At 39.1% G+C, this 13,625-nt stretch carries 14 protein-coding genes; 11 read left to right on the plus strand and 3 right to left on the minus strand.

The features are described from left to right. Positions 1–21 precede the first annotated feature (21 nt). Both GJV03_RS07360 and GJV03_RS07365 read left to right on the plus strand, forming a co-directional pair. On the plus strand, positions 22–858 hold the full coding sequence (locus tag GJV03_RS07360) for a ParA family protein (RefSeq protein WP_004723483.1): 837 nt from the start codon (positions 22–24) through the stop codon (positions 856–858). 13 nt (positions 859–871) lie between these two features. Further along, entirely contained in the window at positions 872–1,285 is a 414-nt protein-coding gene (locus GJV03_RS07365; protein WP_004723482.1) for a hypothetical protein, read from the plus strand. 66 nt (positions 1,286–1,351) lie between these two features. Here the strand turns inward: GJV03_RS07365 and GJV03_RS07370 are convergent, their stop codons facing one another. Continuing rightward, positions 1,352–2,002 (minus strand): DedA family protein, encoded by a 651-nt coding sequence (locus tag GJV03_RS07370; protein WP_151956337.1) that lies wholly within the window; start codon positions 2,000–2,002, stop codon positions 1,352–1,354. Positions 2,003–2,198: 196 nt separating this feature from the next. Here GJV03_RS07370 and GJV03_RS07375 point away from each other — a divergent pair, with 196 nt between their 5' ends. The 4 genes from GJV03_RS07375 (at position 2,199) to GJV03_RS07390 (ending at position 6,140) form a co-directional block, all read left to right on the plus strand. After that, entirely contained in the window at positions 2,199–2,615 is a 417-nt protein-coding gene (locus GJV03_RS07375; protein WP_056518302.1) for a DoxX family protein, read from the plus strand. 124 nt (positions 2,616–2,739) lie between these two features. After that, complete coding sequence (locus GJV03_RS07380; protein WP_154129777.1) at positions 2,740–3,366, plus strand: hypothetical protein; 627 nt, start codon at positions 2,740–2,742, stop codon at positions 3,364–3,366. A 120-nt stretch (positions 3,367–3,486) separates the two neighbouring features. Beyond that, positions 3,487–5,055, plus strand: coding sequence for a glutamine-hydrolyzing GMP synthase (guaA, locus tag GJV03_RS07385; protein WP_004823655.1), 1,569 nt, complete (start codon positions 3,487–3,489; stop codon positions 5,053–5,055). Positions 5,056–5,219: 164 nt separating this feature from the next. Then, positions 5,220–6,140 carry a restriction endonuclease gene (locus GJV03_RS07390; RefSeq protein WP_154129797.1) on the plus strand — a complete coding sequence of 307 codons (921 nt, stop codon included), beginning with the start codon at positions 5,220–5,222 and terminating at the stop codon, positions 6,138–6,140. Between the two features lie 146 nt (positions 6,141–6,286). Here GJV03_RS07390 and GJV03_RS07395 read toward each other — a convergent pair whose 3' ends face one another. After that, positions 6,287–7,054, minus strand: a complete 768-nt coding sequence (locus GJV03_RS07395; RefSeq protein ID WP_004723476.1) for a putative porin — start codon at positions 7,052–7,054, stop codon at positions 6,287–6,289. A gap of 485 nt (positions 7,055–7,539) precedes the next feature. On the opposite strand from GJV03_RS07395, the gene prfB reads away from it, so the two are divergent. The 5 genes from prfB (at position 7,540) to GJV03_RS07420 (ending at position 12,576) form a co-directional block, all read left to right on the plus strand. Beyond that, positions 7,540–8,635, plus strand: a protein-coding gene (prfB, locus tag GJV03_RS07400) for a peptide chain release factor 2 (RefSeq protein WP_096735380.1) whose coding sequence is annotated in 2 segments (ribosomal slippage) — positions 7,540–7,611 and positions 7,613–8,635 — 1,095 coding nt in all. Because the reading frame shifts where the segments join, the coding sequence is not laid out codon by codon here. Between the two features lie 140 nt (positions 8,636–8,775). Next, entirely contained in the window at positions 8,776–9,075 is a 300-nt protein-coding gene (locus GJV03_RS07405; protein WP_016539735.1) for a helix-turn-helix transcriptional regulator, read from the plus strand. 38 nt (positions 9,076–9,113) lie between these two features. Beyond that, a complete protein-coding gene (locus GJV03_RS07410; protein ID WP_154129778.1) occupies positions 9,114–10,172 on the plus strand; it encodes an alkene reductase in 1,059 nt (352 codons plus the stop codon). A 349-nt stretch (positions 10,173–10,521) separates the two neighbouring features. Next, positions 10,522–11,802 carry a 3-deoxy-D-manno-octulosonic acid transferase gene (locus GJV03_RS07415; protein WP_154129779.1) on the plus strand — a complete coding sequence of 427 codons (1,281 nt, stop codon included), beginning with the start codon at positions 10,522–10,524 and terminating at the stop codon, positions 11,800–11,802. Between the two features lie 60 nt (positions 11,803–11,862). After that, positions 11,863–12,576, plus strand: a complete 714-nt coding sequence (locus GJV03_RS07420; RefSeq protein ID WP_056518309.1) for a 16S rRNA (uracil(1498)-N(3))-methyltransferase — start codon at positions 11,863–11,865, stop codon at positions 12,574–12,576. On the opposite strand, the gene GJV03_RS07425 is transcribed toward GJV03_RS07420, so the two are convergent. Beyond that, entirely contained in the window at positions 12,559–13,536 is a 978-nt protein-coding gene (locus tag GJV03_RS07425) for a mechanosensitive ion channel family protein (RefSeq protein ID WP_034614990.1), read from the minus strand. The genes GJV03_RS07420 and GJV03_RS07425 overlap by 18 nt on opposite strands. Positions 13,537–13,625: the final 89 nt, after the last annotated feature.

The following is a 13,625-nucleotide window of genomic DNA, read 5'->3' on the forward strand; positions in this document are numbered from 1 at the left end:
ATGATAGCTTAGGGAACTTGTATGCTAACTCGTGTGGTATTTAACCAAAAAGGCGGTGTAGGAAAATCAAGTATTACGGTGAATCTTGCTGCGATTAGTGCGTATCAAGGTTTTAAAACATTGGTGATTGATTTAGATCCTCAAGCAAACTCTAGCCAATATCTTTTGGGTGATGACGCCACCTATTCTGCTGAAAAAACTGCATTAGAGCCGAATATTGAAAACTTTTTTAATGACGTACTTGGAAATCATCAACAAAAAGGATTGATTGGCAATGCCATTGGTAGCCTTTTAAAAACAAAAAATAAAGGTTTTGAGCAATATATTCATCGTTCACCTTTTAAAGATTTGGATGTATTACCCGCCAGCCCGAGCTTAGGCGAGTTAGAACATGCGTTAGAATCAAAACATAAAATTTATAAGTTACGTGATGCGATTCAGACCTTAACCAGTCAATATGAGCGTATTTATATTGATACACCGCCAGCATTTAACTTTTTTACCTTATCGGCACTGATCTCAGCGGATCGTGTTCTGATTCCGTTTGATTGTGATGTGTTTTCAAAACGCGCATTACAGACGCTTATTCAAAATGTCATTGAAACTCAAGATGATCATAATGATCGACTTGAAATTGAAGGCATTGTGGTCAATCAATATCAAGCTCAGGCAAAATTACCGCGTGAAGTGGTACAACAGCTTAAAGATGAAGGTTTACCAGTTTTAGAAAATATGTTGCCACCTTCTGTATTAATGAAAGAGTCGCATCATAAAAATCTGCCATTAATTCATTTGGCTACAGATCATAAATTGACTCAAGCCTATCAATCATTGTTCAATGAGATTGATAAAAAATAATTTCGAGATCGTGATGAAATCATTGAAAATGACTTCTGTTAAATTATCAGTCGTTGCCTTAATGGCGCTTGTCGTATCGGCTTGTACGACGACGGTTAAACCCACTTATGTATCGCCTACCCAGTATCAGGCGATGAACTGTTTGCAATTGACGACAGAATTTAATCGTATTCAGCAATACATTAATAATGGTGTACAACCTGCGAAACGTACAGGCGTAGGTGTTGGACTAGGTGTCGGTGGTGGTTGGGGCAGCGGTGGCTGGGGTTGGGGGATTGGTCCAAGTATTTCTGTAAATTTAGGGCAATCTTCAAATACCAAAAATACTGAGCTTTCCCGACTGTATGGTGAGCAAGATGCGTTGTCTCAGGCGGCTCAATTTAAGAACTGCCCTTACGTCCCTAAACGTCAGGAAGTTAAAAAATAACGGATTTTACCCCATAAAAAAGCCGATTTTAGAAATCGGCTTTTTTATCAGCTTTAAATATGCTGTTTATTGACTGTTTGGCATTTTATTTTTATTAAAAAATTTATGACGTATATAACCAATCACACCAGGTAACACGCTGAGAATAATGATACCGAAAACCAAATGGGTGAAATTATCTTTCACAATTGGCATATTCCCGAATAAATAACCCAAGGTAATAAACGAGCCAACCCAGCAAATTGCACCGACTGCATTATAGGTTAAGAAATATTTATAATTCATGCTTCCTGCACCCGCAACAAAGGGTGCAAAAGTACGGGCAAAAGGGATAAAACGGGCAAAAATAATGGTTTTTCCACCATGCTTTTCAAAAAACTGTGATGTTTTCAGCAAGTGTTGTTTGTTGATAAATTTAGAATCAATTTCAAAAACACGCGGTCCGACATATTTCCCAATATGATAATTGAGGGTATCGCCGAGCACTGCTGCAATAAATAGCAGAGTGATTAAAACCACAGGATCCATTGCACCCGTCGAAGCAGCTAAAGCGCCAGCAGCAAAAAGTAAGCTATCCCCGGGCAGGAATGGCATCACCACGAGACCTGTTTCAACAAAAATAATCAGGAATAAAATTCCATACACCCAGATACCATAATTTCTAATAAATTCAAACAGGTGTTCGTCTACGTGCAAAATAAAGTCAATCAGATCCATAAGGCAGAAACTATGCGAATTGGTGCACAAATCCTAGCAGTGTGAGTTATGAAAGTCAGTATTAAAAAGTAAATTTTTAAAACTTATTATTGTTCTTAATTTGCAACGATGAGTTTAGTTTTTAAGTATTTAACTTGAAATGTTTAGTGATTAATATGTATACATCTTCAGAACGAAATACAAATTAGGTCAGACCATGTTTAATCCAAATGTTGTTGTTAAAAATATTGTGAATCAACCCACCGCCAATGCGAGCATAGCATTGATTGCACGTATTCTTATGGCATATATTTTTCTTGTTGCAGGTTGGGGAAAAATCACAGCTTACAGTGCAACTGTCGGTTATATGGAATCAATGGGTGTACCAGGCGCCATGTTACCTTTAACCATTCTGGTTGAGTTCGGTGGTGGTTTGGCATTGTTATTTGGTTTTCAGGCACGCTTTGCAGCATTTGGTTTGGGCGTATTTAGTTTGATTACTGCATTCCTATTTCATGGTGGTGAAGCAGATGCAATTAACTTTATGAAAAACTTCGCAATGGCAGGTGGTTTGTTTTTCTTGATGTTGCATGGTGCTGGGAAATTGAGTCTTGATCATGTAATAGAAAAATAATTTAAACATAAATAAAGTTTTGAAAAGCCAGATCTGTATCTGGCTTTTGTGTGTGTTCATTTAGCACTATTCAAATGGATCAATTGGTTTATGCTATCTAAAAATATTCAATTCAGTTTTAACAATGAAAAAAGAAATTCTAGACAGAATAAAAGCACTGGGCGGTGATGTTGATCAAGTCAAAGGTGTGTCATGGGTTGATGACCTGTGCGCTATCACCTTTAATACCGTTTTATATGAACGGCCTCAGGATACACCTTGGGCGGCAGCCGATGATCAAGAACCAATTTATGGTTTGGGTGACTATATTGATCAACATCAAGCCGAGCTAGATATAAATCCAGATGGATTTTTTAATCAACTGATTCAAGAGTATTATCAGTTAACAGAAGAAGGGCGCGGACAAACCTTTTGGCAAGCTGTGCACTTTACTCCATATCAAGCTGGTACAGCTGATTTTGATGAATGGAACCGTGATTTTTTAGAGGATGATATTGATCTCAAAGCAGTGATTCAGCTGACCCAAAATCCAAAACCTGATTTTCTACAGTTGTTTTATCGTTATAGCTTTCCTGATCGATACTATATCTGCTTGTCTGATCCAGACCCTGAAAATCCAACATTATTTGGCACAGATCATGAGGTGTTTTTTACAGAAGTGACCGACGAAGGCTCCTTAGAAGATTTTTTAAATCGCTGTATGACCCCCAGTGAACTGATGAGCATCATTAAAGCCAAAATGAACCTATAAGCTGATTATTTAAAATGATTTTTTACAAAGCTAAGGAACTTGATTGAATGGAGTGCGTACGGCTTATAAAAATGATAGAATATGGCGCTTATATTCGTTTGCCTGCATAGTTGTTGACTCATGACTACCAATACTCAAATTACTGAAGATCGTATCCTTATCTTGGATTTCGGTTCTCAATATAGCCAGCTTATTGCACGCCGTGTACGTGAAGCTGGTGTATATTCTGAAATGTATGCTTTTGATATGTCTGAAGAAGACATTCGCGCGTTTAATCCGAACGGTATCATCTTGTCTGGTGGTCCTGAAAGTGTGCATGAGGAAGGTAGTCCACGTGCGCCAGAAGTTGTGTTCAACTTGGGTGTACCTGTATTGGGGATCTGCTATGGTCTGCAAACCATGTCAGAACAACTTGGCGGTAAAGTAGAGCCAGGTACTGTACATGAATTTGGTTATGCAGCAGTTGACGTTTTAGTACGTGATCAATTGCTTGGTGATTTAAATGATGGTGATGACAAACTCAATGTTTGGATGAGCCACGGTGACAAAGTTTCTGCGATTCCAGCAGGCTTTAAAGTGACTGCAAGCACACCAAGCTGCCCATTTGCTGCAGTGAGTGATGAAACGCGCCGTTTCTACGGGGTGCAATTCCACCCAGAAGTGACACATACTGCCAAAGGCGCAGAGTTACTGTCTAACTTCGTTCACAGCATTTGTGGTTGTCGTAATCTTTGGAATTCTGAAAACATTATTGATTTACGTGTTGAACAATTACGTGAACAAATTGGTGATCAAAAAGTTCTTTTAGGTCTTTCAGGTGGTGTTGACTCATCTGTAGTTGCAGCATTGTTGCATAAAGCAATCGGTGACCAACTGACCTGTGTATTTGTAGACAATGGCTTACTTCGTTTAAACGAAGGTGAGCAAGTGATGGACATGTTTGCGAAAAACATGGGGATCCGTGTGATTCGTGCTGATGCAGAAGAACGTTTCTTATCTGCACTTGCAGGCGAAGTTGATCCTGAGAAAAAACGTAAAATCATTGGTCGTGAATTCATCGAAGTTTTTGCTGAAGAAGCGCGTAAGCTTGATGGCGTAAACTTCCTTGCGCAAGGTACGATTTACCCTGACGTGATTGAGTCTGCGGCAACTAAAAATGGTAAAGCGCATGTGATTAAATCACACCATAATGTGGGTGGTTTACCAGAAGATTTAGCATTTGAATTGGTTGAGCCAATTCGTGACCTATTTAAAGATGAAGTACGTCGTTTAGGTACAACTTTAGGTTTACCACATGAAATGCTTTATCGTCATCCATTCCCAGGTCCAGGTTTGGGCGTGCGCATCTTGGGTGAAGTGAAAAAAGAATATGCTGATATTCTTCGTCTTGCTGATGACATCTTTATGCAAGAGCTTCGTGCAAGTGGTTGGTATGATAAAACTGCACAAGCATTTGCAGTATTCCAACCAGTAAAATCGGTGGGTGTTGTGGGTGATGGCCGTCGTTATGCATGGGTCATTGCACTTCGTGCCGTGGAAACTGTTGACTTTATGACAGCTCGTTTTGCTCATCTTCCATATGAGTTGGTTGATAAAATCTCGACACGTATCATGAATGAAATTAAAGATGTTTCTCGTGTGGTGTATGACGTTTCTTCTAAACCACCAGCAACAATTGAATGGGAGTAATTCAGGGATTTCAAGAAGCGAAGCTTCTTGCCTGAATTACGCCAAGGGCCGTGCCCGCGGCAGTTAGGGATTTCTATCCAGATTTCCTTTTAAAAAGAGCGCTTAGGCGCTCTTTTTCTTTTATACTTGAATTATTTAAAGCAAAAAATATTAAGAGAAATAGAATGTCTTTGCCTAATCATCAGGAATTAATGCTACCACTATTGAAACTCCTCAATACGCAAGGGCAAGCGATCCAAATTAGTCAAGTTGGTAAATTGTTGGCAGAACAATCAAATTTGACTACAGATGAATTAAATCAAATGATTCCGAGTGGGAAAAGAACAGTTTTTTATGATCGTGTGGGATGGGCCAAAACATATTTGGTTAAAGCAGGCTTAGTTAATCAGCCTGATTGGGGGGTGTGTGAATTATCTGAAGAAGCGAAAAAATTAGATTTAAATATATTAGATAAAATAGATAATAATTTTTTAATGCGTTATGAAAGTTTTCGTGAGTTCAAGGTTCCAACAAAAATAAGGCAGAATAAAGAAAAGATTATTTGTATTGAAGAAAATGATGATATTGAAACACCTGAGGAATCATTACAAAGAATTAATGAAATGCTACTTACCAATTTAAAAGATGATTTATTGAATTTGATTCAGACAAAAAATCCATATTTTTTTGAAAGATTAGTTGTCGATTTACTGGTTGCTATGGGCTATGGCGGCTCACATCAAGATGCGGCCCAAGCCATTGGTAAAACAAGTGACGGCGGGATTGATGGAATTATTAGTGAAGATCGTTTAGGTCTAGATAAAATTTATATTCAAGCCAAACGTTGGAAAAACACTGTTGGACGACCAGATATTCAACAATTTAAAGGCGCTTTAGCAGATCAAGTCGCTAAAAAAGGGGTGTTTATTACAACCTCAAATTTTAGTAAGGAGGCTGTTGAATCTGCAAAGAAATCGGGAATTGTTTTAATTGATGGAGATAAATTGACTTCTTTAATGATTGAATTTGGTTTAGGTGTTCAGGTTGAAAGAAGCTTTAATATTTATAAGATAGATCAAGATCGGTTTGATGAAGACAATTTTTAGAAGTGTTTAAAAGAATTTTAATATTCTGACATTTACTACAAATTTAATAAAACGTATTTACTTAATGATGTATACAGATATAAAAAAGCCAGTCAATTGACTGGCTTTTGTTGCTCCAAAAGAGCGATTGCTAATTGGATTTAAACTTAGAAACGGTATCCAGCACGAACGCCGTAAGTGTTGTAGTCATCACCAAAACCTACACGACCTTCTAAGCTAACGTTTTGATTAAAGAATTTCTTCGCAGAAATACCCCATTCATCACGATCAGTTAAATCATTGTTGTAGTAGTCAGCACCTACACTTAAAGTCTTATCTAAATACAAGTCACCACGTACTTTGTACTCATCCAAGTCCCCGAATGCACCAAAAGCTTCAAAGTTAGCGTCATATTGACCTACTTTGGTTACATATTTAGCACGTACAGTTGGGTCTGCGCCATCATCACCATTTTTAACATCATAACCCGTTACACCAAGTGCAAGTAATAAACCAGGAGCTGGTAAATAACCGACTTCAGCGCCATAAGTCGTTACTTTATTGTCGATGTTGGTGTTATCAACTTCAAGTTCATCACGACCTACACGACCACTTACATAGAAGTCTGAGTTAGGTACATAGTATTCAAGACCCGCACCATATTGGCTGTCTTTTACACCATCATTTTTGGCATAATTTACATTGGCTTTTACATTACTTGCGCGATCTAAGAATGCAGCCTCATTAAGTGGTGAATTACGAGTTTGTACTGGTTTGAAATAATAAGTACCATCTACACCAAAGCTATGAGTTGCATCAAAATTATCTGGATCATTATATGTATATGAACCACCAACTTCGGCTTGGTAAGCATGTGCAGTGCCAGTTAAAGCGGCTACGGAAAAGATTGCAGATGCGATTGCTAATTTTTTCATGGAATTCGCCCCTATGAAGAATTGATTGATTTATACATGTTTAGTTACAATTTTGAGTCTAGGGCAAATATAAAAATCGTCAACCATGCTATGGTAACCGGAATGTAATATTAGTGAGTTTATGTAACAATTTTAATTTAAGTTATTGAAAATAAATGTATAAAACTTATGTGTTGTTTTATTAAAATTGTGTAGATAGTGTGGATATTGGTACGCTTTGAGTAAGGGTTGGACATAATTTGTAATAAAAAAGCTTTCAGAAATTAAAATACTCTTAAGCAAATGATCAAGTGTAGAATTTATAAACACAAGCTTTGACTACGATAAGACGATCTTTCTGATTGCAAAAAAGTAATTCATCTTACTTCTCTTGTTACAGCATTTTTGAGCTGTAGATTGATCTATAAAATGCCATATCTCAACTTTTTCCACTCTGTGGTAGAATGCGTGCGAATTAAAAGACGTCAAATGTGAGATTAAAACTCGTGGAAATTAATCCTTATCTAGTTCAGCTAAAAGACTTAAATGACCGTGGTCTAACACTACGGGGGTATCTTTGACTACGATCTAAAGAAAGAGCGTTTAGAAGAGGTTCTCCGCGAGTTAGAAGATCCAGCGATCTGGAATGATCAAAGCCGTGCTCAGGCGATGGCAAAAGAAAAAGGCGAGCTTGAAAACGTGATCAACGTTTTAGAAGGCTTGGCGACACAGCTTGATGATGCACAAGCCATGCTTGATCTTGCTGTTGAAGCAGATGATGAAAGCTTATTGGCAGATGTTCAGTCGGAATTGACTGCAGCGGAAGAAGAGTTAGCAAAACTTGAATTCCGTCGTATGTTTAGTAATCCAATGGACCCAAATCCATGTTATGTGGAAATTCAAGCTGGTTCAGGCGGTACTGAAGCACAAGATTGGGCTTCAATGCTGTTACGTATGTATATGCGTTGGATCGAACGTCATGGCTTTAAAGCAGAATTGATGGAAGAATCAGATGGTGATGTTGCAGGGATTAAATCTGCAACAATCCGTGTTGAAGGCGAGTATGCTTATGGTTGGTTACGTACCGAATCTGGCGTACACCGTTTAGTGCGTAAGTCACCATTTGACTCAGGTAATCGCCGTCATACCTCATTCTCGGCAGTATTTGTATCTCCTGAAGTGGACGATAATATTGAAATTGATATTAATCCTGCTGACGTGCGTACAGATACATATCGTGCATCTGGTGCAGGCGGCCAGCATATTAACAAAACTGACTCAGCAGTACGTTTGACTCACGCACCAACTGGGATTGTGGTGGCATGTCAGAACCAGCGTTCACAACATGCAAACCGTGATCATGCTTGGAAACAATTACGTGCAAAATTGTACGAATTGGAAATGAGTAAACGTAATGAAGCTGCTCAAGCACTTGAAGATTCAAAATCGGATATTGGCTGGGGCAGTCAGATTCGTTCATATGTACTGGATGACTCTCGTATTAAAGATTTGCGTACTGGTGTTGAGAACTCGAACACGGGTGCAGTATTGGATGGCGATCTAGATAAATTTATTGAAGCCAGCTTAAAACAAGGTCTTTAATTTAAATTTTTAACAAAAGCAAAGCTTTATCTGTATTTTTGCAATATATCTAAAAAAATCGATATTAAAATCGAAAAAATGCGATATATTGGATGCAAAGATGCTGAATGGAGCTTTGCTCTGAATTGAATGTGTCTAAGATGGATATTGATTTAATTTCTAAAGCATTAGCGAATCCGACTCGCCGACAGATTTTGGAATGGCTCAAGAAGCCACAACAATATTTGTCGGAAGAGCAGTGCGGTGGCTTTGGTCGTGGTGTGTGTGCAGGGAATATCGAGAAGCTCGGTAAGGTCTCTCAATCTACGATGTCAAATCATTTGTCTGTTTTGCAACAGTCAGGATTAATTCAGGCCGAGAAATATGGTCAATGGTCATATTTCTCGCGTAATGAAGCTTTAATTCAGCAATATATTGATTATCTACAAAACTCGCTTTAACGCCTGATTTCAATCAGAAAGCGAGTGATGAGGCAAATATGGCTGAACTTAACTCTCCCCTTGTACTTGGCGATTTACATTTAAAAAATCGTGTCGTGATGGCGCCTTTAACCCGTAGCCGTGCTACCGCTGATCGGGTACCCACGGCAATCATGGCTGAGCACTATGCACAGCGTGCCAGTGCAGGTTTAATCATTTCTGAAGCAACAGTGATTTCAGAACAAGCCAATGGTTATTTAAATACACCAGGGCTATTTACCGATGCGCAAGTTGAGGGCTGGAAGTCTGTAACCCAAGCGGTTCATGACCAAGGTGGTTTGATTGTGGCGCAGTTATGGCATGTGGGACGTGTCTCACATCCAGATTTACTCGATGGGGAAACGCCTGTATCTGCAAGTGCAATACAACAAGCAGGACAAGTCAGCTTATTACGTCCAAAACGTGACTATGTTGTGCCACGACCTTTGGAAATCTCTGAAATTCATAACATCACCGAACAGTTTAAACAAGCTGCAATTAAAGCCAAGACGGCTGGTTTTGATGGCGTTGAATTACATGCTGCCAACGGCTACCTGATTGATCAGTTCTTACAAAGTTCAACCAATCACCGTGAAGATGAATATGGTGGTTCTGTTGAAAACCGCGCACGTCTTTTACTTGAAGTGATGGATGCTTTAATTGAAGTATGGGGTGCAGGCCGAGTGGGCATACATTTAGCGCCTCGCGGTGATGAGCATGATATGGGGGATGCTGATCCACGTGAAACATTTGGTTATGTCTTGGAACAATTAGGTAAACGTAAAATTGCGTTCTTCTTTACACGTGAATATTTAGCCGATGACAGTATCAGCGAATATATGAAGCGACGTTCAAACGGTGTGCCATATATTGCTAATATGCGTTTAAGTCGTGAAGATGCCATCAAACTCTTGGCATCAGGTCAAGCAGATGCGGTGTCTTTCGGTAAAGCTTATATTGCCAATCCTGATTTGTATGAACGTTTGATTCAAGACGCACCTTTAAATGAATTGGTGTTTGAAAATATGATTGGTTCACAAACTGCGGAAGGCTATATTGATTATCCTGCTTTGGGATAAAACAAAGACTGTATTTTCTCTGGATGTGAATGGAATACCCATTCACATCCACAACTCAGATAAATTTAACCAGTTTTCTTTTTGTATCGTTGACTCTTACAAGGCATATCTATTGTACATGGCATGGATATCGCCATTGGTTAAGGCGTACAACACTACCTTTTACCAATAAGCGTTTTTTCATCCCTGTAAAGCCAAGTTTTGCTAGCGTTGTTGCTGGTTGATGGATCAGATTTGCTCTAGCATGCGGTCGACTACCTTGCTGACAACAAATCGTTAAATATTATTCATTAACAACTGAATATGGCTCTGTTATATTTGCCCATTCATCTATATTGAGACATTCTGTTTGGCTACTCCTTTTTGGTATAACACAGCACTTAAAATCGTTAAGCCTTTGTATCAATGGCGTATCAAAAAACGTGCGAAAGATAGCGCAGAATACCAACAAGAATGTCTTGAGCGCTTTGGCCCCTTTCAAGATGTAAAGAATCAGCATGCCATTTGGTTTCATTGTGTTTCAGTCGGAGAAACCAATGCTGCTCAGCCTTTAATCGAACATTATTTAAAAGCAGGTCATGCTGTTTTAGTCACCAATACGACAAAAACAGGCCAAGCACGTGCCAAATCGTTATTCTTAAAAGCACCTTATCAAGCATTATTTCAAGCGGTATATTTGCCTGCTGATCAGCGCTATTTAGTTGCTGATTTTTATCAGAAATACCAACCCAAATTACTGATTTTGGTTGAAACTGAACTATGGCCAAATCTTATTGACCAAGCTCAACAGTTTAAAGTGCCTTGTATTTTAGTGAATGCACGGCTTTCAGAAAAATCTGCCAAAGGCTATGCTAAAGTTCCAAGCCTGACCCGTCCAATGCTACAGAAATTAGATCAGTTATTGGCGCAAGATGTTGCAACGCAGCAACGCTTTATTGATCTGGGTATGCCGCAAGATAAAACACAAGTACTTGGAAGTATTAAATTTGATATTTCTGCACCTGAACAATTTATCCATAAAGCACAACAGTTGCAGCAGGACTGGAACTTAGCAAATCGAAAAATCATTACTATCGCCAGTACACATGCACCTGAAGAAGAAAAATTATTTCTCGCATTTAAAACCTATTTAGAACAATATCCAGATTGGTTGTTGATCGTTGTCCCGCGCCATCCTGAACGTTTTGATGAGGTTTTTGCTGCTGCACAAAGTTTAAATTTAACCACACAGCGCCGTAGTTTAGAGCAAGTAATCGAGTCGAATACCCAAGTCTATTTGGCAGACAGTATGGGTGAAATGTGGCTGTGGTATGCATTGAGTCAGGCATGTTTTGTTGGTGGGTCGTTAAATGAACCCGGTGGTGGACATAATATTTTAGAAGCTATGGTTTTAGATGTACCCACCGTGATTGGACCGCATTATTTTAATTTTCAAGCCATTGTGGATGAGTTCTTACAGGCAGATGCCTTAAAAGTGGGGCAAACTGTTGATGAGGTGGTTCAGTTATTGGTGCGCTGTTTGGAAGATCAAGCTTTTGCCCAGCAATTAAGCCAGCATGCGATTGATGTTTTAAAGCGTAATCAGGGTTCTTTATACAAACATATTGCAGTGATTGATCAGTATTTATAATTTATACATTGTTGATGAATAAACACCATCAGCTAAAAGTAAAAAGAACCAGAATTTTTTATGAACATCGTCCTTCTTGATCCTCGTCAAACACAAGCTGAAACTTGGACAATCAGTTCAAAAAGGCAAGTTGAACATTTGCACACGCATCTTGCTGCCAAAGTTGGAGATACGCTTAAGGTTGGCGTTCGGGGTGCCAGTCGTTATTTAACTGAAATTGTTGATATTTCAGAACATACGATTTTACTTCGACCGATTCAAGAAGAGCCTGTTCCAGCAAAATTGCCCGTAACTTTAATTGTGGCATTACCACGCCCCAAAGTGTTACGCCGCTTAATTATGGATGCGGTGACACTGGGGGTAGAAAAATTAATTTTGATTCATAGTTATCGCGTTGATAAAAGTTATTGGCAAAGCCCTTTTTTACAGCAAATTGATCATTACATTACCTTGGGATTAGAACAGGCGGGGGATACCATCGCTCCTCAAATTGAACTTTACAAACGCTTTAAACCCTTTGTTGAAGATGTCTTACCTAGCTTCATTACGCCACAAAATCCTGCTTATGTGGCGCATCCGTATACTGAACAGAAAATGCCATTTGCTATCGATCATTCATGTACTGTGATCATTGGACCTGAAGGGGGTTTTATACCTTATGAGGTGGATTTACTGATAAAAAACGGCTGCCAAGCAGTGAGCTTAGGCAACCGTATTTTGCGTACTGAAACCGCGATCCCTTATGTATTGGGGCGCTTATTTAGCACGAGCTGATTCGATGTCATCCGCTGATGGATCACCGCGGTAGACTTTGACTTCCTGAACAGGATAAGGAATCGAAATATTATTATCCGCAAAGGCTTCAAGCACACGTTCTTGAATTTCACTGATCGAAGCCGCAGTAACCACTTGCGTGGTATCTACCCACCAACGAACGGTTAAATTGACAGAGAAATCCGCCAAAGCAGAAACATTCACAGTAAAGCCCGGCTGGCTTAAAATACGTTGATCTTTATCAAGCAATTTAAGAATAATGTCTTTGGCTTTCTGTACATCATCTTCATAACCAATCCCAACCACAAACTCACAACGACGGCGTTGGTAAGCGGTATTTACCGTCACGGCACTGGTATACACAGTTGCGTTTGGAATCACGATACGTCGTCCATCAGGGGAACGTAAAAAAGTTGCACGAATTTGAATATCTTCGACAGTACCTTCCATATTGTTGACAATGATGTCATCACCAATCTTGAACGGTTCACCCAAAAGAATCAAAATTCCAGAAAGTAGATTTTGGAAAATATCTTTAAATGCAAAACCAATCGCGACCGAACCAATCCCCAAAGCACTCATCAGTTGAGCAGGAGTAAAGCCTGGAATTGCGATAACCATGGCAATTAAGAAACCAAAAAAGATAATTGCGGTACTGCCGACACGATTCAGTACCAGAACTAAATTTTGGCGAGTATAAGTACGGTTTTCGAGTGTTCTACGGACAAAGAATTTAAAAAGCTTAGACAACAACCAGAAAATAGTGATGACGATCAGCGCAATACATAAATATGGCATACGCTCCCAAAAACCATCAACAAACTTGTCGATGGTTGAGTATGCATCTTTATATTTTTCAGTATGTTGAATCACTGTTTGTGCAGTTTTTTCGCCTGCAGAATGGATCAATTGAGTCGTGTCTTGCGCAACGGTACTCAATGCATTTGCTTCTTCAGCCACAATCATGTCCAATAAAATAATTGGCATATTTTGCCTGAAATTTCAAAGAAGTTAAGCTTTGATTACAGTTTTTCTTATGACGAACAAAT

Origin of the sequence: Acinetobacter sp. RIT698, assembly GCF_009668065.1 — a bacterium.
Taxonomy (GTDB): domain Bacteria; phylum Pseudomonadota; class Gammaproteobacteria; order Pseudomonadales; family Moraxellaceae; genus Acinetobacter; species Acinetobacter guillouiae.

Excerpts from the sequence above, each read along its gene's own strand:
- GJV03_RS07360 (WP_004723483.1), top strand. The coding sequence starts at position 22 with ATGCTAACTCGTGTGGTATTTAACCAAAAAGGCGGTGTAGGAAAATCA.
- GJV03_RS07365 (WP_004723482.1), top strand. The coding sequence starts at position 872 with ATGAAATCATTGAAAATGACTTCTGTTAAATTATCAGTCGTTGCCTTA.
- GJV03_RS07370 (WP_151956337.1), bottom strand. The coding sequence starts at position 2,002 with ATGGATCTGATTGACTTTATTTTGCACGTAGACGAACACCTGTTTGAA.
- GJV03_RS07375 (WP_056518302.1), top strand. The coding sequence starts at position 2,199 with ATGTTTAATCCAAATGTTGTTGTTAAAAATATTGTGAATCAACCCACC.
- GJV03_RS07380 (WP_154129777.1), top strand. The coding sequence starts at position 2,740 with ATGAAAAAAGAAATTCTAGACAGAATAAAAGCACTGGGCGGTGATGTT.
- guaA (WP_004823655.1), top strand. The coding sequence starts at position 3,487 with ATGACTACCAATACTCAAATTACTGAAGATCGTATCCTTATCTTGGAT.
- GJV03_RS07390 (WP_154129797.1), top strand. The coding sequence starts at position 5,220 with ATGTCTTTGCCTAATCATCAGGAATTAATGCTACCACTATTGAAACTC.
- GJV03_RS07395 (WP_004723476.1), bottom strand. The coding sequence starts at position 7,054 with ATGAAAAAATTAGCAATCGCATCTGCAATCTTTTCCGTAGCCGCTTTA.
- GJV03_RS07405 (WP_016539735.1), top strand. The coding sequence starts at position 8,776 with ATGGATATTGATTTAATTTCTAAAGCATTAGCGAATCCGACTCGCCGA.
- GJV03_RS07410 (WP_154129778.1), top strand. The coding sequence starts at position 9,114 with ATGGCTGAACTTAACTCTCCCCTTGTACTTGGCGATTTACATTTAAAA.
- GJV03_RS07420 (WP_056518309.1), top strand. The coding sequence starts at position 11,863 with ATGAACATCGTCCTTCTTGATCCTCGTCAAACACAAGCTGAAACTTGG.